At 66.5% G+C, this 23,578-nt stretch carries 20 protein-coding genes; 5 read left to right on the top strand and 15 right to left on the bottom strand.

Translation table 11 applies throughout. The annotated features are described in order from the left end of the window. Nucleotides 1–96: 96 nt before the first annotated feature. From ACXAD2_RS13445 to ACXAD2_RS13415, 7 genes are all read right to left on the bottom strand, one after another. A complete protein-coding gene (locus ACXAD2_RS13445) occupies nt 97–882 on the bottom strand; it encodes an amino acid ABC transporter permease (RefSeq protein ID WP_475170882.1) in 786 nt (261 codons plus the stop codon). 16 nt (nt 883–898) lie between these two features. Next, a complete protein-coding gene (locus tag ACXAD2_RS13440; protein WP_475170880.1) occupies nt 899–1,717 on the bottom strand; it encodes a transporter substrate-binding domain-containing protein in 819 nt (272 codons plus the stop codon). An 87-nt stretch (nt 1,718–1,804) separates the two neighbouring features. Beyond that, nucleotides 1,805–2,860, bottom strand: a complete 1,056-nt coding sequence (locus ACXAD2_RS13435) for a HesA/MoeB/ThiF family protein (protein WP_475170876.1) — start codon at nt 2,858–2,860, stop codon at nt 1,805–1,807. Further along, nucleotides 2,860–3,297 carry a dUTP diphosphatase gene (gene dut, locus ACXAD2_RS13430; RefSeq protein WP_203595459.1) on the bottom strand — a complete coding sequence of 146 codons (438 nt, stop codon included), beginning with the start codon at nt 3,295–3,297 and terminating at the stop codon, nt 2,860–2,862. Before dut ends, ACXAD2_RS13435 begins: the two co-directional genes overlap by 1 nt. Before the next feature lie 140 nt (nt 3,298–3,437). Beyond that, nucleotides 3,438–4,634, bottom strand: coding sequence for a bifunctional phosphopantothenoylcysteine decarboxylase/phosphopantothenate--cysteine ligase CoaBC (gene coaBC, locus ACXAD2_RS13425; protein ID WP_475170870.1), 1,197 nt, complete (start codon nt 4,632–4,634; stop codon nt 3,438–3,440). A gap of 110 nt (nt 4,635–4,744) precedes the next feature. Further along, nucleotides 4,745–5,593, bottom strand: a complete 849-nt coding sequence (locus ACXAD2_RS13420) for a ChaN family lipoprotein (RefSeq protein WP_475170864.1) — start codon at nt 5,591–5,593, stop codon at nt 4,745–4,747. Continuing rightward, nucleotides 5,590–6,471, bottom strand: a complete 882-nt coding sequence (locus tag ACXAD2_RS13415; RefSeq protein ID WP_066102465.1) for an RNA polymerase factor sigma-32 — start codon at nt 6,469–6,471, stop codon at nt 5,590–5,592. Before ACXAD2_RS13415 ends, ACXAD2_RS13420 begins: the two co-directional genes overlap by 4 nt. Before the next feature lie 450 nt (nt 6,472–6,921). On the opposite strand from ACXAD2_RS13415, the gene ACXAD2_RS13410 reads away from it, so the two are divergent. Further along, entirely contained in the window at nt 6,922–8,436 is a 1,515-nt protein-coding gene (locus tag ACXAD2_RS13410; RefSeq protein WP_475170860.1) for a YifB family Mg chelatase-like AAA ATPase, read from the top strand. On the opposite strand, the gene ACXAD2_RS13405 is transcribed toward ACXAD2_RS13410, so the two are convergent. The 4 genes from ACXAD2_RS13405 to rsmI all read right to left on the bottom strand — a co-directional run bounded on the left by ACXAD2_RS13405 (nt 8,406) and on the right by rsmI (nt 11,858). Then, a complete protein-coding gene (locus ACXAD2_RS13405) occupies nt 8,406–9,305 on the bottom strand; it encodes an alpha/beta hydrolase fold domain-containing protein (RefSeq protein ID WP_475170858.1) in 900 nt (299 codons plus the stop codon). The genes ACXAD2_RS13410 and ACXAD2_RS13405 overlap by 31 nt on opposite strands. 55 nt (nt 9,306–9,360) lie before the next feature. Then, complete coding sequence (gshB, locus tag ACXAD2_RS13400; protein WP_066102474.1) at nt 9,361–10,296, bottom strand: glutathione synthase; 936 nt, start codon at nt 10,294–10,296, stop codon at nt 9,361–9,363. Nucleotides 10,297–10,456: 160 nt separating this feature from the next. Next, nucleotides 10,457–10,906, bottom strand: a complete 450-nt coding sequence (locus ACXAD2_RS13395) for a YraN family protein (protein WP_475170850.1) — start codon at nt 10,904–10,906, stop codon at nt 10,457–10,459. 88 nt (nt 10,907–10,994) lie between these two features. Next, nucleotides 10,995–11,858, bottom strand: coding sequence for a 16S rRNA (cytidine(1402)-2'-O)-methyltransferase (rsmI, locus tag ACXAD2_RS13390; protein ID WP_475170846.1), 864 nt, complete (start codon nt 11,856–11,858; stop codon nt 10,995–10,997). Between the two features lie 90 nt (nt 11,859–11,948). Here rsmI and ACXAD2_RS13385 point away from each other — a divergent pair, with 90 nt between their 5' ends. Beyond that, the gene (locus ACXAD2_RS13385; protein WP_475170843.1) at nt 11,949–13,139 is read left to right on the top strand and encodes a penicillin-binding protein activator; all 1,191 of its coding nucleotides are present in this window, start codon (nt 11,949–11,951) and stop codon (nt 13,137–13,139) included. Continuing rightward, nucleotides 13,099–15,921, top strand: a complete 2,823-nt coding sequence (locus ACXAD2_RS13380) for a [protein-PII] uridylyltransferase (RefSeq protein ID WP_475170840.1) — start codon at nt 13,099–13,101, stop codon at nt 15,919–15,921. The genes ACXAD2_RS13385 and ACXAD2_RS13380 overlap by 41 nt, the downstream gene beginning before the upstream one ends. 272 nt (nt 15,922–16,193) lie before the next feature. On the opposite strand, the gene ACXAD2_RS13375 is transcribed toward ACXAD2_RS13380, so the two are convergent. Both ACXAD2_RS13375 and ACXAD2_RS13370 read right to left on the bottom strand, forming a co-directional pair. After that, nucleotides 16,194–16,400: a cold-shock protein gene (locus tag ACXAD2_RS13375; RefSeq protein WP_475170832.1), complete on the bottom strand. Its 207-nt coding sequence runs from the start codon at nt 16,398–16,400 to the stop codon at nt 16,194–16,196. Nucleotides 16,401–16,479: 79 nt separating this feature from the next. Then, a complete protein-coding gene (locus ACXAD2_RS13370; protein ID WP_475170828.1) occupies nt 16,480–16,614 on the bottom strand; it encodes a hypothetical protein in 135 nt (44 codons plus the stop codon). Between the two features lie 315 nt (nt 16,615–16,929). Here ACXAD2_RS13370 and ACXAD2_RS13365 point away from each other — a divergent pair, with 315 nt between their 5' ends. After that, nucleotides 16,930–18,234, top strand: a complete 1,305-nt coding sequence (locus tag ACXAD2_RS13365) for a DEAD/DEAH box helicase (RefSeq protein ID WP_475170826.1) — start codon at nt 16,930–16,932, stop codon at nt 18,232–18,234. A 98-nt stretch (nt 18,235–18,332) separates the two neighbouring features. Here ACXAD2_RS13365 and ACXAD2_RS13360 read toward each other — a convergent pair whose 3' ends face one another. Then, nucleotides 18,333–20,204 (bottom strand): amidohydrolase, encoded by a 1,872-nt coding sequence (locus ACXAD2_RS13360; protein ID WP_475170823.1) that lies wholly within the window; start codon nt 20,202–20,204, stop codon nt 18,333–18,335. Between the two features lie 135 nt (nt 20,205–20,339). Next, nucleotides 20,340–21,773, bottom strand: coding sequence for a TrkH family potassium uptake protein (locus ACXAD2_RS13355; RefSeq protein ID WP_475170821.1), 1,434 nt, complete (start codon nt 21,771–21,773; stop codon nt 20,340–20,342). 257 nt (nt 21,774–22,030) lie between these two features. On the opposite strand from ACXAD2_RS13355, the gene murJ reads away from it, so the two are divergent. After that, nucleotides 22,031–23,575: a murein biosynthesis integral membrane protein MurJ gene (gene murJ / locus ACXAD2_RS13350; protein ID WP_475170818.1), complete on the top strand. Its 1,545-nt coding sequence runs from the start codon at nt 22,031–22,033 to the stop codon at nt 23,573–23,575. Nucleotides 23,576–23,578 lie beyond the last annotated feature (3 nt).

Raw genomic sequence — 23,578 nt, 5'->3', positions numbered from 1 at the left:
TATTTTCGGAAAGATGAAAACGGGGCACCGCGCGCGCCTTCGTCTAGATCAAAATATCCCCGCCGGAGGCTCCGGCACGTGTCACCGGCGCCGCGCTCAGGGCCGTTCGCGCAGCCGCGCCTCGAGGTGCCGCAGCAGCAGCGACAGGGAAATGGTCAGCGTCAGATAGATCAGCGCCACCACATTGTAGGTCTCGAAATAGCGAAAGTTGCCCGCCGCGGTGACTTTGCCCAGTTGCGTCACGTCCAGAACCCCCAGCACCGAGACCAGCGAGCTGTCCTTGACCATGGCGACAAAATCATTGCCCAGCGGCGGCAGGATGGTGCGGATCGCCTGCGGCAGCACGATCAGCCGGAACACCTGAAAGCGGCTCAGCCCGAGCGCCTCGGCGGCCTCGATCTGCCCTTCGTCCACCGACAGCAGCCCGGCGCGGAACACCTCGGCGATGAAGGCCGAATAGCCTATGGTCAGCGCAAGGATCGCCCGCCAGAGCAACGAGAAATCTCGCACCCGGATCGGCTCGATCCCGAGCTGCCCCGCCAGCCAGTTCCAGCCCGCCACCAACCCCGGCGCCAGCACGAAAGCAACGTAGAGCAGCAGCACGAGGATCGGGATGCCGCGCAGGATTTCCGTGTAGAACCGCGCGATCTGCCGCAGCACAAGGCTGCCCGAGAGCGACATCAGCGCTACGCCCATGCCGATCAGCGAGGCCAGCGCAAAGCCCACCAGCGTGACGAACAGGGTGATCTGCACGCCCTTCAGCAGCGTTTGCAGCACCTGCGCCTGCCCCTCGCTGGTCAGCACCGCGCCATAGGCCAGCATGCCCAGCACCCCGGTGGCCAGCAGCCACCAGGGAAAGTCTTTCTTCGCCTGCGGTTTCATGCAGCGCGGGCCGGGCTCATTCGCCCATCTTGTAGTCGAGGAACCATGTCTTGTTCAGCGCCTCCAGCGTGCCATCGGCGCGCATCGCCTCAATGGCCGCATTCACCGGCGCCACGAGGTCCGAGCCCTTGGGGAAGATGAAGCCGAAATCCTCGGTCCCGAGCTTCTCGCCGACGATCTTCAGCGCGCCCTCCGAGGGGGCCACATAGCCCTCACCCGCGGTGCCATCGGTCAGCACCAGATCGATATCGCCCACGCGCAGCGCCTGCACGCTGGCGCCGAAGGTTTCGAAAAGGGTGATGCGCGGGGTCTGCTCATCGCCATCAAGCACATCGTAGACGCCGACGTAGAAGGGCGTGGTGCCCGGCTGCGCGCCCATCAGCAGGTCTTCATTGGCAGCAAAGGAGGCGGCATCGTCAAAGCGATCCTCGTCGCCGCGCACCAGCATGACCATTTCCGAGCGCATGTAGGCTTCGGAGAAATCCACCATCTCGGCGCGGTCCTCGCGGATGGTGATGCCGGTCATGCCGATGTCGAACTGCCCCTCGCTCACCGCCGGGATCATCGCATCCCAAGAGATGTTCTCATATGCGACGCTCATGTTCAGCCGCGTGGCGATCTCGGCCATGGCGTCATATTCCCAGCCGATCGCTTCGCCGCTTTTGGGGTCGACGAATTGCAGCGGCGGATAGGCGTTCTCGGTGACCACCACCACCTCGCGGCCCTGAAGATCGGGCAGGTCCTGCGCCAGAAGCGGCGTGGCGGCAAGCAGCGCAGCGGCAAGCGCCGAGGCAAACGCAGGGGCAAGCGCAGGGACGGCATGGGTCTTAAGCATCGGGAAACCTCTCGGGAATTTGGTGTGGCGCCAGTATGGCGCGCGCCCTGCCCTTGGCAAGACCGGCGCGCCGCGCCCGCCGTGGGGTCAGCTGCCGCCGCCGCAGACCGGGCAATCGCTGCGCGGCTTCACGGCGATCTTGCGGGTCTCGCCCCAGAGCGCGTCATAGATCAGCATCTCGCCGCGCAGGGGCTGTCCGGCCCCGGCCAGCAGCTTCACCGTCTCTACCGCCATCATCGCGCCGATGACGCCCGGCAGCGGCCCCAGAACCCCGGCCTGCGCGCAGGAGGGCGCCAGCCCCGGCGCCGCGGCCACCGGAAAGACGCATTGATAACAGGGCGCGCCATGGGCCGGATCGAAGACCGAGATCTGCCCCTCCCATTGGCTGAGCGCGCCCGAGACCAGCGGCTTGCCCTGCGCCGCCGCCACGCGGTTCACCAAATAGCGCGTGTCCGTGTCGTCGGTGCCATCGAGGATCAGATCGTAGTCGGCAATGAGATCCTCGGCGATGCCGGGATCCATGCGGCGGTGATAGGGTTTCACCGTCACATGCGGGTTCTGCGCCTCCATCGCCGCCTGCGCGGAGAACACCTTGGGCATGCCGATGCGCGCGTCGGTGTGGATCACCTGCCGTTGCAGGTTGGCGTTCTCGACAAGATCATCGTCGATCACTCCGATCGTGCCCACACCCGCCGCCGCGAGATACTGCAGTGCCGGCGCCCCGAGCCCGCCGGCGCCGACCACCAGCACTTTGGCCTCGCGCAGTTTCTTCTGCCCCGGCCCGCCCAGTTCGCGCAGCACGATATGGCGGGCATAGCGCTCGAGCTCGGTGTCCGACATGCGACCGGGCTTGGCGGGCACCTCGGCGGCCCGCGCCGCCTCGCCCGCCTGCGCCCGCGCCTTCACCCGGCGCAGCACCAGCGCATAGACCAGTCCCAGCGCCACGAAACCGCCAAGGATCAGCCAGAGCGCCGGGCTGCCGCCAGTCAGCTGCCGCAGACCGTGGCCCTCGGGCAGGGCAACCTGGATCATCAACACGATCACATAGAGCAGCCCCAGCATGTAGAGCCGCGCCGTTTTGGAGGCGCCGAGCAGATACCCGAGCCCCCAGATCGCCGCGCCGATGCCCAGCACCAGCAGCATCAGCGCGTGCCTGTCGAGCCGAAGCCGCCCTCGCCGCGCACCGTCTCCGGCAGGCTTTCGACCAGCTCAAAAGCGCTCTGCACCACCGGGGCCACGATCATCTGCGCGATGCGCTCGCCATGGGCCACGGTAAAGCTCTCCTGCCCGGCGTTCATCACGATCACCCCAAGCGGGCCGCGATAGTCGCTGTCGATGGTGCCCGGCGTGTTCGGCAGGGTGATGCCATGCTTCAGCGCCAGACCCGAGCGCGGGCGGATCTGCACCTCAAAGCCCTCGGGGATCGCCATGCGCAGCCCCGTTGGAATGAGCGCGCGCGCGCCCGGTGCCAGCACGACCTCGCCCCGGTCGGGGAAATTCGCCCGCAGGTCCGCGCCCGCCGCCCCGGAGCTGGCATAGTGCGGCAGCCCCAGTTCCCGGTCCGCGCCCTCGTCCCACATCATCGCCACAGAAACCACGGCTCATCCTTTCCTTGTCGCGGCGCTGCCCGCTCCCGGGCCAGCACCTTCATTGTTCCCAAAATACGCAAATCTGCCGCCTCCGGCCCGCGCTCAGGCCCGCGCTCAGGCCAGTCTTCAGCTCAGCCCGCCAGCGCCCCGGCAATTCGCTCTGCCAGCCGCGCCGCCACCTCCCGCTTGCCCATGCGCGGCCAATCCTCGGCGCTATCTTCGGAAATCAGCACCACGGCGTTCTCGCTGCCGCCCATGATGCCGGTCGCCGGAGAGACGTCATTCGCGACGATCCAGTCACAGCCCTTGCGGGCGCGTTTGGCGGTGGCATTCGCGATCACGTCGTCGGTCTCGGCGGCGAAGCCCACCACCAGCCCGGGCCGTCCCTCGGTCATCTGCGAGACCTCGGCGAGGATGTCGGGGTTTTCGGCGAACTCCAGCGCGGGCAGTTTGCCCGCCTGTTTCTTGATCTTCGAGTTGGTCTCCGTCGCCATGCGCCAGTCGGCCACGGCGGCGGCAAAGATCGCGGCATCGGCGGGGAGCGCAGCCAGCACCGCCGCCCGCATTTCGCGCGCGGTCTCCACTTCGATCACTTCGACGCCCGCGGGGCGCGGCGCATCGGCGGGACCGGTGACAAAGACCACCTCGGCCCCGAGATCACGCAGCGCCTCGGCAATCGCCGTCCCCTGCGCGCCCGAGGAACGGTTGGCGATGTAGCGCACTGGGTCGATCGGCTCATGGGTGGGGCCGGAGGTGACCAGCACCCGGCGTCCCTTCAGCGGGCCATCCGACAGCGCCGCGTCAATCGCCGCGAGGATTTCCATCGGCTCGGCCAGCCGCCCCGGTCCGAACTCGCCGCAGGCCATGTCGCCATCATTGGGGCCGACCACGCGCGCCCCGTCGCCCTGCAGCAGCCCAAGATTGCGCTGCGTGGCGGGATGCTGCCACATGCGCACATTCATCGCGGGCGCGATCAGCACCGGCGTGTCGGTGGCCAGCAGCAGCGTCGAGGCAAGATCGCCGGCCATGCCCTGCGCCATCTTCGCCATAAGGTCCGCCGTCGCCGGAGAGACCACCACCAGATCGGCCACGCGGCTGAGCTGGATATGGCCCATCTCGGCTTCCTTGGTAAGGTCGAAGAGATCGCGGTGGACCTCCTCCCCCGCCAGCGCCGAGACCGAGAGCGGCGTGACGAACTCTTCCGCCGCCCGCGTCATCACCGGCGTCACCGAGGCGCCGCGCTCGCGCAGGCGCCGGATCAGTTCCAGCGACTTATAGGCCGCGATACCGCCGCCGATGATCAGAAGTATCCGCTTGCCGGAAAGCATGCTGCCGCGCCCCTCGCCCATCGGGGCCGCCTGCCCCGCTTTCGGCCCCAAGTGTTAGAGGCCGCGCCGGGAAAACTCAATCCGCCCGCGCCACCTCATCACAACGCGGCTCAGTTGCTCTGCGGCATCTGGAAGTCTTTGCAGGGATCGTCGCGCTCTGCCGGGGCCGCGTCCTCGACAAGATCGAAGCTGCCATCGGGCGCATGCGTGCCCTCGGCATCGCCAGAGGTTTCCCCCTGTCCAAGCGCAGCCACCGTGACCTCGCCCGCCGCGCGCTCCACCAGCGCCGGGGCACCCCAGTCGCGGCGCGCGTGACCATTGCCGGTGATCACCACCACCGGGCCGCCAAGGTCGGCATAGGCACTGAGCGCGGTCTCGGCCAGCCGCGCATCACGCAGACGCTGGATGTCGACCATCATCGGCAGCATCTCGATCGGCAGGGCGTCGCAATGGGCGGCCATCTGCATCTGCTGCCGTGCCGCCTGCTCGTCCCGCTCAAGCGGCTCGTCGAGCCCATAAAAGCCCGCACTCGGCCCGAACACCTCGGCCAGATCGCGCTCCCGCACCGCGCGCGCTTCCTCGCGCGGCAGTTCCGCGCCAAAGACCGCCGCCTCGGGCGCCGCCGCAAAGATCGGGTAGTACATGGAAAAATCCGGCCAGCCGCTGTCGTTCCACGCCAGAGCCGATTGCAGCGCCGCTTCGTCGCGCATCAAATCGGGCGTCACCTGCGCGGCCTGTTCCGCGGTCAGCATCTCGAACACCAGAGCCACCGCCTGGATCTCTGCAACCAGTTCGGCCTGACGCGCATGGTGGGCCGGGTTGTCGTGAATTTCACCCAGAAATACGACGTCCGCCCCGGTGAGGGCGGACAGGTCGCCCGTCCCGGGCGTCTCCTGCGCCAAGAGCGGCGCAGGCAATGAAAGGGCCAGTAAGGCCGGGAGGGTTAAGGCTCGCATCATGCGAGGAAGTGTTGCACCTCTTGCGATTGCCCTTCAAGCGACTTGCGCATCTTCGCGAAGGCCGCAGCCTCAAGCTGGCGCACCCGCTCTTTCGACAAACCCAGTTCCTGACCAAGGCTTTCCAGCGTCCGGCTCTCGTCACGCAGCTTGCGCTCGCGGACGATGAACCTTTCGCGATCATTCAGCGAAGTAAGCGCCGACACCAGCCATTCGCGCAGTTGCGCATTGTCGAGCTTGCCTTCGACGAGCATCGAGCTTTGCTCGCCCTCGTCTTCCAGCGTGTCGATCCACTCGCGGCCATCCTCATCGGTGCTTTGCGTGGCGTTGAGCGAGTAGTCAGACCCCGACAGGCGGCCTTCCATCATCTCGACGTCATGCAGCGGCACGCCGATCTCGGTGGCGATCATCTCGCGCAGCTTCACGCGATCCACCGCTTCGCCGCGCGCGGTCGCCTCGCGCTCGAGCCGGGCCTGAACGCGGCGCATGTTGAAGAACAGCGATTTTTGGGAAGAGGTGGAGCCGGTGCGCACCATCGACCAGTTGCGCATCACGTAGTCTTGGATCGAGGCCTTGATCCACCAGACCGCGTAAGTCGAGAAACGGACGCCGCGGTCGGGGTCAAACTTGTCGGCGGCTTTCATCAGGCCAAGGCCCGCTTCCTGAACCAGATCGTTCATCGGCGCGCCGTAGCGCTTGAATTTCGCCGCCATCGAGATCGCGAGCCGCATATAGGCGTTGATCAACCGGTGCAGGGCCTGCTCGTCGCGCTGGTCTCGCCAAGCATAGGCGAGCCGCAATTCCGTCTCGGCATCAAGCAGTTCCGCTTTCATAGCGCGACGCGAGAGAGTTTGGTCGTTAAAGCTGGTGTCCAATGCCATGAGAGGCCCCCGTTGGGTTCGGCCGGCGGCGCCAGCCTTCCGTTTCTCTTTGGTGTAGTAACGTCGCGTCCCGGCATTTGGTTTCCGAGAAAATTGCACGAGCGAAGATCCGCACCTCCGAACCACCGGATTCAGCGGGTCAGGGACGTCACACGGGGGCGCTGCGTCCTTTGGCCCCGCGATGACGCAAGGGCAAGAAGCAGCCCATCAAAGCATTGGAATCGCGCGCGAACCCCAAGGCTTCATAGGTATGGGCGGGGGCTGTTTCCTCCGCCGTTCCATTGCACTTAGCTGGGTCGCAGAAAAAATCACGGGGCGGGCGGGTTTCCACCGCCAAACCGGCGATCCTCCGCGCGGGAGCGCTCCAGAAGTGATCGTGCTTAACCAAACCTAAACATCTGATCCGACAAGCTCTCCGTATCAGCGAGCGGCCAGCGAGGGGGGGATGCCATGGCGGCCTGCGCCTATACCGTCGCCTTCGACGGGGTCGAGGCGCGCACCGTCGAGGTTCAATGCGCGGTCACCCCCGGCGTGCCGGGGTTTGCCATCGTCGGCCTGCCGGATAAGGCCGTGTCCGAGGCGCGCGAGCGGATCCGCGCGGCGCTGCAGGCGCTCGCCATCGCTCTGCCGTCCAAACGCATCACCGTGAACCTCTCGCCTGCCGATCTGCCGAAAGAGGGCTCGCATTTCGATCTGCCCATCGCGCTCGGTCTGCTCGCCGCGCTCGAGGTGATCCCTGCCGATGAGCTCGCCACCGCTGTCGCCCTCGGCGAGCTCAGCCTCGATGGCGCGCTGGTCGCCGTGCCGGGGGCGCTGCCCGCCGCCCTGACCGCCGCCGCAGAGCAACGCAGCCTGCTCTGCCCGGCAGCCTGCGGCCCCGAGGCTGCTTGGGTGGAGGCCTGCCGCGTGCTTGCCGCCGCCAGCCTCTCGGAAGCGATCCGCCATTTCACCGGCGCCGGTCCGCTGGAGCCCGCACGCCCCGGCGCTGCCGAAACCGCCGCCCCCGGCCCAGACCTGCGCGACGTCAGCGGGCAGGAGCGGGCCAAACGCGGGCTCGAAATCGCGGCCGCCGGGCGTCACCACCTGCTGTTCACCGGCCCGCCCGGTACTGGAAAATCCATGCTCGCGCGACGCCTGCCCGGCCTGATGCCGCCGCTCAGCGCCACCGAAGCGCTCGAGACCGCGATGATCCGCTCGCTGGCCGGGGAGCTTTCAGAGGGACGGCTTTCGATGGTGCGTCCGTTCCAGCAGCCGCATCACACCGCCTCGATGGCCGCGCTCACCGGCGGCGGACGTGGCGCGCGCCCCGGGCAAATCAGCCTTGCGCACAATGGGGTGCTGTTCATGGACGAGCTGCCCGAGTTCCCGCGCAACGTGCTCGACGGGCTGCGCCAGCCGCTCGAGACCGGCGAGATCACCGTCTCGCGCGCCAATGCCCATGTCACCTACCCCTGCCGCTTCCTGCTCGTCGCTGCGGCCAACCCGTGCAAATGCGGCCACGCCGGCGATCCGGCCCGGGCCTGCTCACGCGCGCCGCTCTGCTCCGAGGATTATCTCGGACGCATCTCCGGCCCGCTGATGGACCGCTTCGATCTTCGGCTCGAGGTGCCGCCGGTGACCATCGAAGAAATGGCCCTGCCGCCCGGCGGCGAGGACAGCGCCACGATCGCCGCGCGTGTCACCGCCGCCCGCGCCCGTCAGACCGCGCGCTATGCCGGGCACCCGAGGCTGCGCACCAATGCGGATGTCGACGGACGGCTGCTCGACGAGGTCGCCGCCCCCGACGCCGAGGGGCGCGCGCTGCTTTTGCGGGCCGCAGAGCGTTTCGGCCTGTCGATGCGCGGCTATCACCGGGTGCTGCGGGTGTCGCGCACCCTCGCCGACCTAGAAGGCACAGACGCGATCCGCCGCCCGCATGTGGCCGAGGCGTTGAGCTACCGGCTGGTCTCGCGCAGCACGCCCTGAACGAACGCTGCCGCGCGGCGCAGCGTGGCGCGCGCCTCGGGCAGCCAGCCGTCGAACACCGGCCATGCGTGCGGGGCGGCGGGATGGGTCTCGACCTCGACCGGCGCACCTTCCGCGCGCAGCCGGGCGGCCATGCGGCTGCCGTCGTCGGCAAGGATCTCCGCCTCCGACCAGCACAGACGCACCGGCGGGCAGCCGGGAAACGCGCCATAAAGCGGCGACATCCGCGGGTCCTGCCGCGCAGCGCCTCCTGCGACGATCTCGACCAGTTCCCCGATGCGCCGCGCCGGCAAGAAGGGATCGCGCGCCGCATTGCGCGTCAGGCTCGCGCCGGTCATCGCCAAATCGGTCCAGGGCGAAAAGACCACCGCCCCCGCCGGAGCGCTGCCTTGCGCGCAGAGATGCGCAAGCAGGCAAAGCGCCAGCCCGCCGCCCGCCGAATCTCCGGCCAGAGCGATCTGCCCCGGCCCATAGCCAAGCCGTTCCAGCCGCGTCCATGCGGCGCAGGCGGCCTCGAAGGCGGCGGGAAACGGCGCATGCTGGGCCAAAGGATATTCGGGCGCGCAGACCTCGACGCCGGAAAGTTTCGACAGCCGCGCCATCACCCCCTGATGGGTGCGCGGGCTGCCGGAGATATACCCGCCGCCATGTAAATAAAGGATCACCCGCCGAGGCGCGCAGGGCCCCGCGCTGATCCAATGCAGCCCGCCCGGACGTCGCAGGTGCAGCAGCAGCGGCGGTTGCCGCATCAGCCGCGAGGCATGAGCGGCGAGATCGTGCTCGGCCTGCTCGGGGCCCAGCGTCCTTGCCAACCGCCGCTTGGCGACCAGCCGCAATCCCAAATTGAGCGCCTCGAGTTGCAGGCTCATCTCGTAGCCTCCACCAAGACGCGCCGAATTGGCGGGCCGCCTTAGGCCGTTCCGATCAGCCGCATTTGGCCTCGATCGCCTCCCAGACCTTGGCGGCGACATTGATGCCGTCGAAGCGCTCAAGCTCTTGGATACCGGTGGGCGAGGTCACATTGATCTCGGTCAGCCAGTCTCCGATCACGTCGATCCCGACGAAGACCTGCCCCTTTTCCTTCAGCACCGGGCCGATGGTGGCGCAAATCTCGCGATCGCGCTCGGTCAGTTCGACCTTCTCGGGCCGGCCGCCCACATGCATGTTCGAGCGCACCTCGCCCGCCGCCGGAACGCGGTTGATCGCCCCCACCGGCTCGCCATCGACGAGGATGACCCGCTTGTCGCCCTTGCTCACAGCCGGAAGATATTTCTGCACGATGAGCGGCTCGCGCGAAAATCCGGTGAACAGCTCATGCAGCGAGCTGAGGTTGCGGTCGTTCTGATCGAGGCGGAACACCCCCGCGCCGCCGTTGCCGTAGAGCGGTTTGAGGATCACGTCGCCATGCCGCTCTTTGAAGGCCTTGATCGTCCCCAGATCACGCGCAATCGTGGTCGGCGGGGTCAGTTCGGGGAAGTTGAGCACCAGCAGCTTTTCGGGAAAGTTGCGCACCCAGAACGGATCATTGACCACCAGCGTCCCCGGCGCGAGACGGTCGAGCAGATGCGTGGTGGTGATGTAATGCATGTCGAACGGCGGGTCCTGCCGCAGCCAGACCACATCCACATCCGCCAGATCGACAGCCTCTTTCGGGCCCAGCACCGCCGGCTGCTCGGCAACGCGCTGCACCGTCATCCAATGGCCGCGCGCGGTGATCCTGCCTTCTTCGTAAGCAAGGTCATCCGGCCCGTAATAGAACAGCTCGTGCCCACGCGCCTGCGCCTCTTCGGCAAGGCGGAAAGTGCTGTCGGCATTGATGTTCACGGACCCGATCGGGTCCATCTGAAAGGCAATTTTCATGGCGGTCTCCGCGCGTGACTTTCGCCATACATGGCGCAGCCACGCCCGAGGCGCAATGCCAGCCCGGTCCGGCTTGGCCTCAACGCCCGCCCCATCGGCTGCCCAATGCTCTCAATCTCAACGACACCTCCGGCACGACAGAGACGCCGCAAGACGCTGCTCACGGCCCGATGGCATTTTCAATGACCCGCAGCATGCCATGCCGATTGAGCAAAGCCACATCGAAGCGCATATCGCTCAGCGCGCCGCGGGGCTGCGTGCCGACGAATTCCTCAGCAGCTTTTTGCAGGCGCCGGATTTGCGGCCAGCGCAGATGCTCGAGCGCCTGATCGAAACTCCAACTGGCCTTCACCTCGACAAAGACGAAACCCTCGCCATCGCCAAAGATCAGGTCGATCTCGCCGCTCCGGCCGCGCCAGCGCCGACGCAGCAGCGGATAGCCCCGGCGCTCGAAGTGACGCGCCACCTGATCCTCCGCCGCCAGACCCGCATGATAGCTGACCTCGCCGCGGGTGCGACGCCTGCGCGCCTCTGCAGGCGCAAGGCGGGCACCATCCGCCACAGCGCGCGCCGCGCGGGGCACCACCGGGGCGGCAAAGTCGAATTCCATCTGAGACGCATGCAGTGACATTCACACCCCGAATTTATCCTGCCGTACCCGACCGATTTCGCCCCGACACAGCCCTGCCAACCCGTCGCTATTCGGCATCCTTCGAAAGCGTCAAAGCAAGCTGGTAGACCGGTCGCCGCGCGATCCCATGTTTCTGCGCCACATGGTCCGCCGCATCCCGCACCGACATCTCGCCCAGCACCGCCTTCAGCTCTTCTTCTAGAACAGAGTCGCTAATTTTTTCCGAATCCCCCTTGCCGATCAGCACCACGATCTCGCCCTTCGGCGGAGTCTCGGCATAGGCCTCGGCAAGCTCCTCCAGCGTGCCCTCGCGCACCTCTTCGAACTTCTTGGTCAGTTCCCGGCAGACCGCCGCAGGCCGGCTGCCGCCAAGCGCCAGCGCCGCATCGGCGAGCATCGCCCCGAGCCGCTTGGGGGATTCGTAAAAGGCCAGCGTCGCCTTCTCCTGCTTCAGCGCCGCCAGCGCATTGCGGCGGGCGCCCTTGGCGTTGGGCAAAAAGCCCGCAAAGAGGAACCGGTCGGTGGGCAGTCCCGCGACGGTCAGCGCGGTGATCACCGCCGCGGCGCCCGGCGCCGCCGTCACCGCGATCCCCTCGGCCCGTGCCGCGCGCGCCAGATCGAAGCCCGGGTCCGAGATCATCGGCGTGCCCGCTTCGGAGGCATAGGCCAGCGATTTGCCCTCGGCCAGCATCGCCAGCAGCCGCGGCCGCATCTTGCCGCCATTGTGATCATGGTAGGCGAGGCAGGGGCGCTCGCCCAGCGGAATGCCGTGGATTTCCATCAACCGCTTGAGACTGCGCGTATCTTCCGCCGCGAGCACATCCGCGTCGCGCAGCGTGTCGAGCGCGCGCAGGGTGATGTCGCGGGCGTTTCCGATCGGCGTCGACACGAGGTATAAACCCGGCGCCAAACCGCTTCTTTCGGGATTCATCACTGGACCCGGTCCTTTGCTGCTCTATGATTGCCCTCAAATGCTCATGGTGAATTACGCCATGCGCGTCAACGAGGGAGCCAGCCACCAATGTTCGCCGTTTTCGCCCGCGCCCGCAAGGCGCTGCGCCCGATGACCGTGCTCGCGACTGCCGCGCTGCTCGGCGCCTGTGACGTCTCGACGATGACCGATCTGAGCTCCGCCAGCAGCGGCGGTCCCAGCATCAACCCCGGCGAGACGGTGCGCGTGGCGCTGCTGGTGCCGCAGTCCGATCCCGCCGCCGCCGCCGTGGCGCGCGATCTGGAAAACGCCGCCCGACTGGCCATCGCCGATCTTGGCGGCGCGCAGGTCGATCTGGCGGTCTATGACACCGCTGGCCTGCCCGCGCAGGCCGCGTCGCAGGCCCAGCGAGCGGTCGACGAAGGCGCACGCATCATCCTTGGCCCGCTGCGCGGCGAGACCGCCGTCGAGGCCTCCAAGGTGGTGGCCGACGAGGGCGTCAACGTGCTGTCCTTCTCCAACAACGCTTCCATCGCCGGCGGCAACCTCTTCATCCTCGGGCCGACCTTCACCAACACCGCCGACCGGCTGATGGGCTACGGCACCCGCCGCGGCATCAATTCGGTCGCCGTGCTCTATTCGCAGGATGTGCCGGGCGAGTTTGGCCGCACCGCCATCGGTCAGGCCGCCGCGCGCAATGGCGTTTCGGTGGTGGCAGAGCAGCCCTATCCGCTCAGCGTCGAAGGGGTGACCAACACCGCGCAGCAGATGGGCAACATCATCGGCAGCTCCGGCGCGCAATCGGTGTTCATCACCTCGGATGCGACCAATGCCGCCATGCCGCTGCTGCTGCAGATCATGCCCGAGTCCGGCGTGAACCCGGCCACCACCCAGTACATCGGCCTGACCCGCTGGGATGTGGCGCCGCAGCTCTACAGCTACCCCGGCGCCGAGGGGGCGTGGTTCGCCATGCCCGATCAGAACATGCAGCGCAATTTCAACGCCCGCTACCGCGCCGCCTATGGCGCCGAGCCGCACCCGCTCGCCGGTCTTGCCTTCGACGGCATCGCCGCGGTGGGCGCATTGGTGGAACAGGGCCGCAGTGACGCCCTCACCGGCCGCGCCCTCACCCAGTCCGCTGGTTTCCAAGGCACGGGCGGTGTATTCAGGCTGAAATCGGACGGCACCAACGAGCGTGGGCTCGCCGTCGCAACCATCCAGAACAGCCAGGTAACAATTCTTGACCCTGCCCCCTCCAGTTTCTCAGGCGCCGGTTTCTGAAACACACGATGATCTGACGGGTGGTCTGCCAGGCGATCTGCCAGACGATCTGATCGCCCCGGCCACCGAGATCTTCGACATCGCGGGCCTGCGGGCCCGGGTCTTCGCCGCTCTCCCCGAAGAGGGCGGCGAAGGCGCTGTCCGCTCCGCGGTGGTGAAACTCCTCTCCGCCGCCCGCGACGAGAGCCGCGCCACCATCGCCCGGCTGTTTGCCGAGCAGCCGCACAATGCCTTCCCCGTCACCCATGCCTACACATGGGTCACCGATGGCATGGTCCGCATCTGCTTTGACGTCGCCACGGAATATCTGCACCGCAACCCCAACCCCACCAAGGGCGAGCGGCTGTCGGTGCTGGCGGTGGGCGGCTATGGGCGCGGCGAGATGGCGCCCTTCTCGGACGTCGACCTGCTGTTCCTGACCCCGCATAAGATCACCCCCTGGGCCGAGAGCGTCATCGAGTCGATGCTCTACATGCTGTGGGATCTGAAGCTGAAGGTCGGCCATGCCTCGCGCACGGTGAAAGACTGCCTGCGGCTCGGCGGCGAGGATTTCACCATCCGCACCGCCATGCTCGAGCATCGCTATCTGACCGGCGAGAAGACCCTGGCGGACGAGCTGGAACAGCGCCTCTGGGACGATCTGTTCAAGGGCACCGAGCGCGCCTTCGTCGCCGCCAAGCTCGAAGAGCGCGACGCGCGGCACCGCAAGCAAGGTCTGCGCTATGTGGTCGAGCCCAACGTCAAAGAGGGCAAGGGCGGGCTGCGCGACCTGCAGTCGCTCTACTGGATCACCAAATACATCCACCACACCGACGACACCGAAGATCTGGTGCGGCTCGGCGTGTTCAGCCCCGAGGAATACCGCACCTTCTACAAGGCCGAAGAGTTCCTCTGGGCCACCCGGTGCCACATGCATCTCGCCTCGAACCGCGCGGTCGAGCAGTTGACCTTCGACATGCAGGTCGAAGTGGCCGAGCGCATGGGCTACACCGACCGTGGCGGACGCCGCGCGGTGGAATGGTTCATGCAGGATTACTTCCGCCACGCCACCTCGGTGGGCGACATCACCCGCATCTTCCTCACCTCGCTGGAGGCCGAGCAGCAAAAGGACGCGCCGCTGCTGCTGCGCATGTTCAAGCGCGGGCCCAATGTGAAGGACGGCTATGAGGTGGTGCACAACCGCCTCGCCATCGTCGATCCGGTCGCCTTCCTGTCGGACAAGATCAACATCCTGCGCTTTTTCGAGGAAGGGCTGCGCACCGGCCTCTTGCTGCATCCCGACGCCATGCGTCTGGTGAAGGCCAACCTGCATCTCATCGACGACGAGATGCGCAATGACCGCGAGGCGCAGCGCATCTTCATGGATCTGCTGCTCAAGCACGGCAATCCCGAGCGCTCGCTGCGGCGGATGAACGAGCTTGGCGTGCTCGCCGCCTTCATCCCCGAGTTCGAACCGATCGTGGCGATGATGCAGTTCAACATGTACCACAGCTACACGGTGGACGAGCACACCATCCAGTGCATCGGCAACCTGTCGCACATCGAGCATGGCGAGATGGTCGAGGATCTGCCGGTCTCGTCCGAGATCCTGCGCGAGGGGCTGAACCGCAAGGTGCTCTACACCGCGCTTCTGCTGCATGACATCGGCAAAGGCCGCGACGAGGATCACGCCGTGCTGGGCGCGCAGATCGCCCGCAAGGTCGCGCCGCGCCTCGGGCTCACCAAGCAGGAAAGCGCGACGGTAGAATGGCTGGTGCGCTATCACCTGCTGATGTCCGACATGGCGCAGAAACGCGACATCGCCGATCCGCGCACCGTGCGCGATTTCGCCAAGGCGGTGCAAACGCGCGAGCGGCTCGATCTGCTGACCGTGCTCACCGTCTGCGACATCCGCGGCGTCGGCCCGGACGTGTGGAACAACTGGAAGGCGGCACTGCTGCGCGCGCTCTACCGGCAGACCCGCCGCGGGCTCGAGGACGGCATGGAGGCGCTCAACCGCGAGAACCGCGGCGCCGAGGCCAAGAAGGCCCTGCGCGAGGCGCTCGCCACGTGGGAAGCCAAGGACCTGCGCACCGAGACCAGCCGCCACTACGAGGCGTACTGGCAGGGGCTGCATGTCACCGCGCATGAGGTCTTTGCCCGCATGCTGCAGGACATTCAGGATGACGAGATCAAGATCGACATCCACCCCGACGAGGACCGCGACGCCACCCGCGCCTGCTTTGCCCTGCAGGATCATCCGGGGATCTTCGCCCGGCTCGCCGGGGCGCTGTCGCTGGTCGGCGCCAACGTCGTGGACGCGCGCACCTTCACCTCCAAGGATGGCTACGCCACAGCCGCATTCTGGATTCAGGATGCCGACGGCACGCCCTACGACGAGGCCCGCCTGCCCCGCCTGCGCGAGATGATCCGCAAGACGCTGATGGGCGAGGTCAAACCGCGCGAGGCGATCGAATCCCGTGGCCCGCTGAAGAAACGCGAGCAGGCCTTCAAAGTGCCCACCTCGATCAGTTTCGACAACGAGGGCTCGGATATCTATACGATTATCGAGGTCGACACGCGCGACCGTCCGGGGCTGCTCTACGATCTGACGCGCACCCTGTCCGAAAGCCATGTCTACATCGTCTCGGCGGTCATCGCGACCTACGGCGAGCAGGTGGTCGACACCTTCTACGTGAAGGACATGTTCGGGCTGAAGTACTTCACCCCCTCCAAGCAGAAGATGCTCGAACGCAAGCTCCGCGCCGCCATTGCCGCAGGCGCCCAGCGCGCGGGGGTGTGAGCGGGGCGCGCCGGGCGAGCGCCTGCCCGTGGGATGGCGCTGCCAACCTGCGGCATGCGCGCTTTATCTTGGCCATCTCCGCAGGAGGCCCGAACGCTGTTTAGCGGTGACAAAGCGCCAGCCCGCCGGGACGGGCAGGCGCTCGCCCGGCGCGCTGCGCGCTTGTTCCGGGCAAATCCGGGCAAACAAGCCACCCCCAAAAGCAAAAGAGCGGACCCAAAGGCCCGCTCTTTCGAAACTCTTGGCAAGGCTAAAACCCTGCCTAAACCGGCTTACACCAGTTCCAGGTTCACCGCCAACTCGCGGCCGTCACGGCCTGCTTCGATGTCGAACGAAACTTTCTGGTTGTCGGCGAGGCTGGTGAGGCCCGAACGCTCAACAGCCGAGATGTGCACGAAAACGTCTTTCGAGCCGCCATCGGGTGCGATGAAGCCGAAGCCTTTGGTGGTGTTGAACCACTTGACGGTACCAGTTGCCATGGTTGTATTCCTCTATCTGTGTCGCCCACAAAGCGCAGCGACTTGGCGTCTCAACGTCGAATGCTGAGCCGTGGAGGAATCAGGAAACGAAATTCAGTAGCGCGCTGTAGATGCGCTGTTGCGGCGGAAATTGCAACGGCCAATATCGTGTCATGCATTCCGCGCGCCGTTCGTCGCCGATCTGCCGCGCATGACCCCTCGTCATCGCCAGCATTGACTTTCCCGCCGATTGGCCCCATTTAGCCCCTCGTGATCGCCGGTTCCTTACCGGCCGGGGCCCAAGGCTCCGTGCCTGCGATGCCAGTTTTCCCGCGTTGGGTGTCCTGACCTTCAGGGCCTGATGTCGCGAAGGGGCTCTCGCGATCGCCGCAGCGGGGCAATCCGGCCCCCGGTCCGATCGCAACCCCTCCCGTCGCAGCCCGACACGTTCTTTGCGCCTCTCGCCGCCTCCCTTTGTGCCAGAGACGCCTCCTCCTCTCATACCTCCATGGGACAGCGGCCCTCAGACGGCCCTCCCGAAAGGACATTCATGACATTCGACACGCTGGGGCTCCGCCCCGCCCTCCTCGCGCGCCTTGCCGATCAGAACCTGACGGACCCCACCCCGATCCAGCAGCGCGCCATCCCCGAGGCGATGGCTGGCCGCGACGTGATGGGCCTCGCCCAGACCGGCACCGGCAAGACCTTTGCCTTCGGCCTGCCCATCGCCGACGCGCTGCTTGGCACCAACAAGCGCTGCGCCCCGAAATCGGCGCAGGCGCTGATCCTTGCCCCGACCCGCGAACTGGCCGCGCAGATCCACGACACGCTGTCGTCGGTGCTGAAAGACGCGCACCTGCGCCTAACGCTGGTCGTCGGCGGCAACTCGATCAACGTGCAGTCGCGCAAGCTGGAAAAGGGCACGCATCTGCTCATCGCCACGCCGGGCCGTCTCATCGACCTGATGGACCGCGGCGCGCTGAAGCTCGACCAAGTCAGCCACTTCGTGCTCGACGAAGCCGACCAGATGCTCGACCTCGGCTTCATCCACGCGCTGCGCCGCATCGCCCGCGATCTGCCCAGCCAGCGCCAGACGCTGCTGTTCTCGGCCACTATGCCCAAGCAGATGAACGAGATCGCCAGTGCCTACCTCAACGATCCGGTGCGCATCGAGGTCGCCCCTCCGGGCAAGACCGCCGACAAGATCGAGCAATCGGTGATCTTCGTCGAAACCCCCAAGCGGATCGAGACCCTCACCGGGCTGCTCGATGATCACCGCGACGAGCTGGCGCTGGTCTTCTGCCGCACCAAGCACGGCGCCGAGAAACTCTCGCGCAAGCTCGACCAGGCCGGTTTCGCCGTCGGCGCGATCCACGGCAACAAGAGCCAGGGCCAGCGCAACCGCGCGCTCGACGCCTTCCGCAAGGGCGAGATGCGCGTGCTGGTGGCCACCGATGTGGCGGCCCGCGGCATCGACATCCCCGACGTGCGCCACGTCTACAACTTCGACCTGCCGAATGTGGCCGACAACTACGTGCACCGCATCGGCCGCACCGCGCGCGCCGGTCGTGATGGCCGCGCCGTCAGCTTCTGCGGCGTCGAAGAGATGGGCGATCTGCGCGGCATCGAAAAGCTGATCGGCCAGCAGATCACCACGCTCGGCGGCGAGCGCCCGGCAGAGCCCGCTGGCGGCCAGCGCCGTGGGCGCGGCGGCAATGGCGGCGGTCAGGGCCGTCCCGGTGGCGGCAAATCCGCGGGCAAGCCCGGCGGCGCACGCCGCTCGCGCGGGGGCCGCGGCCGTCGCAGTGGCGGTGGCGGCGGTGGCAACCGCGGCAGGGCGCATGCCTCGGCCTGATCTGGCCCACCTCTAGGAAACACGAAAAAAGGCGCGGAGACCCTCCGCGCCTTTTGCCTGTCAGGTGGAAGGGTGCACGCCCCCGCCTACACCCCCGCCTACATCGGCGCCACGAAGACCCCGAACAACCGCCGACAGTCTTCCGCCGCAAGCATGCAGGCCACCGGGCGCTCCACCCCAATCGCTTGGTTCATCGCGTGCAGCACCCGGTGCGCCAGAACCGGATCGCCAAGGAAAGGGCCGCGCAGCTCGGTCTTCTGCTCACCTTCTGCGGCCTCATAGACCACAGCGCCGTCCTTGATCGTCGCCAGCACGTCGATCTCGGCCAGCGTCTCGGGGTCCACCGCCATCGGGTCGTCCGACAGGATCACGAAATCCGCCCGCTTGCCCACTTCGATCGAGCCCTTGCTGTCCTCTTCGAAATGCTGCCACGCGGGCCAGATGGTCAGCGCCTTCAACGCCTCCATCACGCTCACCCGCTGCGACGGGCCAAGGATGTCGCCCGAGCGCGTGCGCCGCGTCACCGTGGCCGAGAGGATCCGCATGCTGTCGGGAAAGGCCACCGGCGCATCGTGATGCGAGCCGAACATCATCCCGCGCTGCCGCACCCAGCCGGTTGGCGAGATATTCTCGGCATTCACCGGCCCCACGGTATGATCGCGGTGCCAATCGCCCCAATAATAGGTGTGCATGGGAAAGAGCGAGGGGAAGATGCCCAGCTTCTGGATGCTGTCCACCTGATCCTCACGCAGGAACTGGCCGTGCACCAGCACCGGGCGGTTGGTCGGCGCCCCGTATTTCTCTTCCGCCGCGCCAATCGCCGCGATCAGCATGTCCGACGCGCCCTCACCGTTGGCATGGGTGAGGATCTGGTAGTCGTGGCCAAAGCACCAATCCACCGCGTCGTTCACCTGCGCCTCGGTGATCGCCGCATAGCCCTTGTAGCCCGGCGGGTAATCCCCGACCGGATCGTAATAGGGCCGGTCGCGCAGCGCGGTGAACCCCTGCGGCGAGCCGTCGATGGTCAGCTTGCAGCCGCCGACACGCACGTGGCCATCATACTCTTGCGACGCGTTGGCCTCGATGAAATCCCGCGCCTCCAGCACATCGGGAAAGGCCACCACGTCGATCGGCAGCTCTCCCGCCGCATCCACCGCTCGCAGCGCCTCGACATTGCCCGCGCTCGAGCGGCCCTCCTGCCCGGTGGTATAGCCAAAGCTGGCCCACATCTCGGCCCCGGCCTTGGCGAAGCTCTTGAACCCCTCCGGCCCCAGCTGCCCCAGCAGCGGCACCAACGTGCCAAAGAAGGCGTATTCCTCGAGCACGCCATTGGGCCGCCCATCCGCGCCGCGCCGGATCACCCCGCCCGGAGGGTTTTCCGATGCCTCGGTGATCCCGGCGATCTCGAGCGCCTTGGAGTTCGCCACGCCCAGATGGCCCGACTGATGGATGATCAGGATCGGCACCTCGGTGGACACCGCATCCAGATCGTCGCGCGTGGGATGGCGCAACTCGGCCAATTGCGCGTTGTCATAGCCAAAGCCGATGATCAGGTTCACCGCCGCCACCGCCTCGCGGTTTTTCTCGGTCCAGTCGCGCAGCCCTTGCTGCAGGCTGGCGATATCGGTCACATCGCCGTCGGGCGGCGCCAGCATATTGGCCGAAAGCGCCTGAATGCCGCCCAGCACCACATGCCCGTGGCTGTCGACAAACCCCGGCAGCATCGCCCGACCGCCCAGTTCGAACATCTGCGTGGCCTCGCCCTTCAGCGCCGAGACCTCCTCCATGCTGCCCACCGCGACGATCTTGCCATCCAGCACCGCCACCGCTTCGGCGCTTGGATTCGCATCGTCGATGGTCAGGATCGGGCCGCCGGAATAAATCGTATCGGCACTCTCCTGCGCCGCGCTAAGGCCCGGCACCAGCGCCGCGGCGAGCAAAAGCGCCGCGCTGCCAACTGTCGTCCGCATCAAAAATCCCTCCTGCAAATATCTCACGCCCGCACGCTAGGCCAAGACAACACCCTCACCTTGACGTGGCACAAGGCAAGGTAACACAGAGAGAATTTCTACCCTAAGGAGAATGCGGCGGCGGAGCCTAGCGGATCACCCCCGGCGCAGGTCACCCACTTCGCGCCAGAACAGCGGCGTCAGCAGCACATAGACGGTGATCATCTCCAGGCGCCCAAGGTACATGGCAAAGGCAAGGATCAGCTTCACCGGATCGCTCAGCGTGGCGAAATTCCCCGCCGGTCCGATGATCGGCCCCACGCCCGGCCCGACGTTGGCCAAAGCGGTCAGCGCGGCGCTGGCCGAGGTCGAGAAATCCAGCCCAAAGAAATCCAGCACGATGGTGAAACCGCCAAAGGTCAGCCCGTAGAACATCATAAAGACGATGACGCTTCGCATCGTGTCCTCGTCGACGCGCCTGCCCTCGTAGCGGATCGCCACAACCGCATGCGGCGCGCGGATCATCTGCATCTTGGCCCGCAGCGCCCGCACGAAGAGTAGCCAGCGCATCGCCTTGGCCCCGCCCGAGGTCGAACCGGTGCAGCCCCCCGCCGCGGTCAGCAAAAAGAAGGCGACGGCGGCAAACGGTCCCCAAAGCGTGTAATCGGTGGTGGCATAGCCAGTGGTGGTGACCACCGAGACCACGTTGAACGCCACTGCGGTGGCGGCCTCGAACGGCCCCCAGCCCTTGGCGATCACCAGCCAGAGGCTCAGCACCGCGATCACCACGACCAGCCCTTTGATCAGCCCCTCCACCTGCTCGCTGCGCAGCGCGCCGCGGTGCACCACACGCACATACCAGGCAAAGGGCAACGCCCCCAGCAGCATAAAGATCGTCCCCGTCCACTGCAGGAACGGGCTGGTGAAATGCCCGAAAGAGGCGTCATAGCCCGAATAGCCGCCGGTCGAGAGCGTGGTCATCGCATGGGTCAGCGCATCGAAAGGCCCCATGCCGCCCACGAGGTAGAGAAAGCCGCAGACCGCCATCAGCGCCAGATAGATGCCCAGCGTGGCCGAGGCGAAAGAGGCGGCGCTGCGCAACTCCTTCTCGCCCTTGTCCGAGCTTTCGGTGCGAAACAGCTGCATCCCGCCCACCTGCAGCATCGGCAACATGGCGATGCCGGTGACGATGAAGCCCACGCCGCCCACCGCCTGCAGCAGCGCCCGCCACAGGATGATGCCATGCGGCGTGTCATCTAGCCCGCTCATCACCGTCGAGCCGGTCGTGGTGATCCCCGACATCGCCTCGAACACCGCATCCACCGGCGACAGACCCCATTGCCACAGCGGCACCGCCCCGGCGACGGCGGCGGTCACCCAGACCGAAGAGGTCAGCAGGAAGGTGTGCAGCCGGTTCAGGTCGAGAAACTCCGACCATGTCGAGAGGCTCACACCGACGCCCACCATGCCGACCAGCGCCGCCGAGATGCCAAAGACGCCAGCGGTCTCGGGAAACAGGATCGCCACCACCCCCATCAGCGCCGCGAAGAAGACGCAGACCAGCCCGTTGATGAAATAGATGAAGCTCATGACGGCACTCTCTCGATTGGCCGGCGCGGCGCTGCCGCCGCGTTGACCCGAAAGCCATGTGTCGAAGTCGAGAAGAATTCAACTCGACTTTTCATTCGCGGACAATCCGCATCTCGGCTGTCGCGCCGCCCACCCCCTCGGCAAGCCCCCGCGTATGCATGGTTTGTGCATGGGATGTGCATGGATTGTGCCCCCTTCCTCGGGCGTCGCCGATGGTCTACCTCTGGCCCCTGCGAACATCTCGAAGGGCGCTCAAAATGAAACCCATCCGCCTGATCTCGGGCATCCTCACGGTCGGCTTCTGGACGCTGGCCAGCCGCGTCCTTGGCGTTGCGCGCGAGATTTTCATTCTCGCCTATATTGGCCCCGGCCCGGTGATGGATGCCTTTGTGGCCGCCTTCCGCCTGCCCAATATGTTCCGCCGCTTCTTTGCCGAAGGCGCGTTCAACGCCGCGTTTGTGCCAATCTTTTCAAAGAAATACGAGGGCGAGGAAGACCCGCTGAAGTTCGCCAGCCAAGCGATGAACGGCCTTGCTTTCGTGCTTTTGCTGCTCTCGGCGCTGGCGCTGATCTTCATGCCCGCGCTGGTCTGGGCCACCGCCGGAGGCTTCGCCGCCGACGCCCGGTTCGACATGACGGTCGGCTTTGGCCGTATCGTCTTTCCCTATATCTTCTTCATCTCGCTCGCCGCCCTCTTCTCGGGCGCCCTCAACGCCACCGGCCATTTCGCCGCCGCCGCCGCAGCCCCGGTCCTTCTGAACGTCTTCGTGATCCTTGCCATGCTCGCCGGTCAGTACCTGAATGGCGATATAATCCAATGGCTTGTCTGGACGATCCCGCTTGCTGGCGTGGCTCAGTTGGTGCTTGTCTGGGTGGCCGCAGAGCGCGCCGGGATCAAGCTGCGCCCCGGCCGCCCGCGCTGGAACGCCGACATGAAACGGCTGGTCCGCGTTGCCGTGCCCGCAGCCCTTGCGGGTGGGGTGATGCAGGTGAACCTTCTGGTCGGCCAGCAGGTCGCCTCGAACTTCGAAAAGGCCGTGGGCTGGCTCTATGCCGCCGACCGGCTCTACCAGCTTCCGCTGGGCGTGGTCGGCATCGCGGTCGGCATCGTGCTGCTGCCCGATCTCTCCAGACGCCTGAAAGCACAGGACGAATCCGGCGCGCGCCATGCATTTTCGCGGGCGGGAGAGCTGTCTCTGGCACTGACCGTGCCCGCCGCCGTGGCGCTGGTGGTGGCGCCTCTGCCCATCGTCGCGGTGCTGTTCCAGCGCGGCGCCACATCGATGGCCGACGCGCAGGCCATCGCCTTTGCCGTCGCCATCTACGGCCTCGGCCTGCCCGCCTTCGTGCTGCAAAAAGTGCTGCAGCCACTGTTCTTTGCCCGCGAAGACACGCGCACCCCCTTCCGCTACGCGCTGTGGTCAATGGCGGTGAACGCGGTCCTCGCCATCGGTCTCGCGCCGGTTCTGGGCTGGTACGCCCCCGCCATCGCCACCACCTGCGCGGCGTGGACAATGGTGGCGCAATTGGCGTGGGGCGGGCGCAAATTGGGCGACGTGGCGCGGTTCGACACACGCTTCCGCACCAGAATTCTGCGCATCTGTCTTGCCTCTGTCATCATGGGCGGTGTTCTTTGGGGAACCATGTTGGCGCTTGGGCCGTTCCTTGAACGAAGCTACTGGCGGAGCCTTGCCCTTGTTGGCCTGATCCTTGTCGGAATCCTCTCTTACGGGATTGCCGGGCAGGCGGTCGGGGCATTCCGTCTGTCCGAGTTCCGCACCGCTTTCCGCCGCAAGGGCTAGTAC

The organism is Salipiger sp. ABN3_019 (assembly GCF_056158605.1).
Note: the sequence above shows the minus strand (reverse complement) of the source record. Positions and strands in the feature narration are given on the sequence as shown.

Bases quoted from the DNA above. Each gene is read 5' to 3' on its own strand.
- ACXAD2_RS13435 (WP_475170876.1), bottom strand. From the start codon at position 2,860: ATGCTGCTGGTGCTGGGCATCGGCGCGGCGATCTGGGGGCTCGGGTAT.
- ACXAD2_RS13375 (WP_475170832.1), bottom strand. From the start codon at position 16,400: ATGGCAACTGGTACCGTCAAGTGGTTCAACACCACCAAAGGCTTCGGC.
- ACXAD2_RS13365 (WP_475170826.1), top strand. From the start codon at position 16,930: ATGACATTCGACACGCTGGGGCTCCGCCCCGCCCTCCTCGCGCGCCTT.
- ACXAD2_RS13395 (WP_475170850.1), bottom strand. From the start codon at position 10,906: ATGGAATTCGACTTTGCCGCCCCGGTGGTGCCCCGCGCGGCGCGCGCT.
- ACXAD2_RS13370 (WP_475170828.1), bottom strand. From the start codon at position 16,614: ATGCTGGCGATGACGAGGGGTCATGCGCGGCAGATCGGCGACGAACGG.
- ACXAD2_RS13385 (WP_475170843.1), top strand. From the start codon at position 11,949: ATGTTCGCCGTTTTCGCCCGCGCCCGCAAGGCGCTGCGCCCGATGACC.
- ACXAD2_RS13360 (WP_475170823.1), bottom strand. From the start codon at position 20,204: ATGCGGACGACAGTTGGCAGCGCGGCGCTTTTGCTCGCCGCGGCGCTG.
- ACXAD2_RS13355 (WP_475170821.1), bottom strand. From the start codon at position 21,773: ATGAGCTTCATCTATTTCATCAACGGGCTGGTCTGCGTCTTCTTCGCG.
- ACXAD2_RS13420 (WP_475170864.1), bottom strand. From the start codon at position 5,593: ATGATGCGAGCCTTAACCCTCCCGGCCTTACTGGCCCTTTCATTGCCT.
- ACXAD2_RS13415 (WP_066102465.1), bottom strand. From the start codon at position 6,471: ATGGCATTGGACACCAGCTTTAACGACCAAACTCTCTCGCGTCGCGCT.
- ACXAD2_RS13440 (WP_475170880.1), bottom strand. From the start codon at position 1,717: ATGCTTAAGACCCATGCCGTCCCTGCGCTTGCCCCTGCGTTTGCCTCG.
- ACXAD2_RS13410 (WP_475170860.1), top strand. From the start codon at position 6,922: ATGGCGGCCTGCGCCTATACCGTCGCCTTCGACGGGGTCGAGGCGCGC.
- dut (WP_203595459.1), bottom strand. From the start codon at position 3,297: ATGTGGGACGAGGGCGCGGACCGGGAACTGGGGCTGCCGCACTATGCC.
- ACXAD2_RS13445 (WP_475170882.1), bottom strand. From the start codon at position 882: ATGAAACCGCAGGCGAAGAAAGACTTTCCCTGGTGGCTGCTGGCCACC.
- ACXAD2_RS13405 (WP_475170858.1), bottom strand. From the start codon at position 9,305: ATGAGCCTGCAACTCGAGGCGCTCAATTTGGGATTGCGGCTGGTCGCC.
- gshB (WP_066102474.1), bottom strand. From the start codon at position 10,296: ATGAAAATTGCCTTTCAGATGGACCCGATCGGGTCCGTGAACATCAAT.
- rsmI (WP_475170846.1), bottom strand. From the start codon at position 11,858: ATGAATCCCGAAAGAAGCGGTTTGGCGCCGGGTTTATACCTCGTGTCG.
- coaBC (WP_475170870.1), bottom strand. From the start codon at position 4,634: ATGCTTTCCGGCAAGCGGATACTTCTGATCATCGGCGGCGGTATCGCG.
- murJ (WP_475170818.1), top strand. From the start codon at position 22,031: ATGAAACCCATCCGCCTGATCTCGGGCATCCTCACGGTCGGCTTCTGG.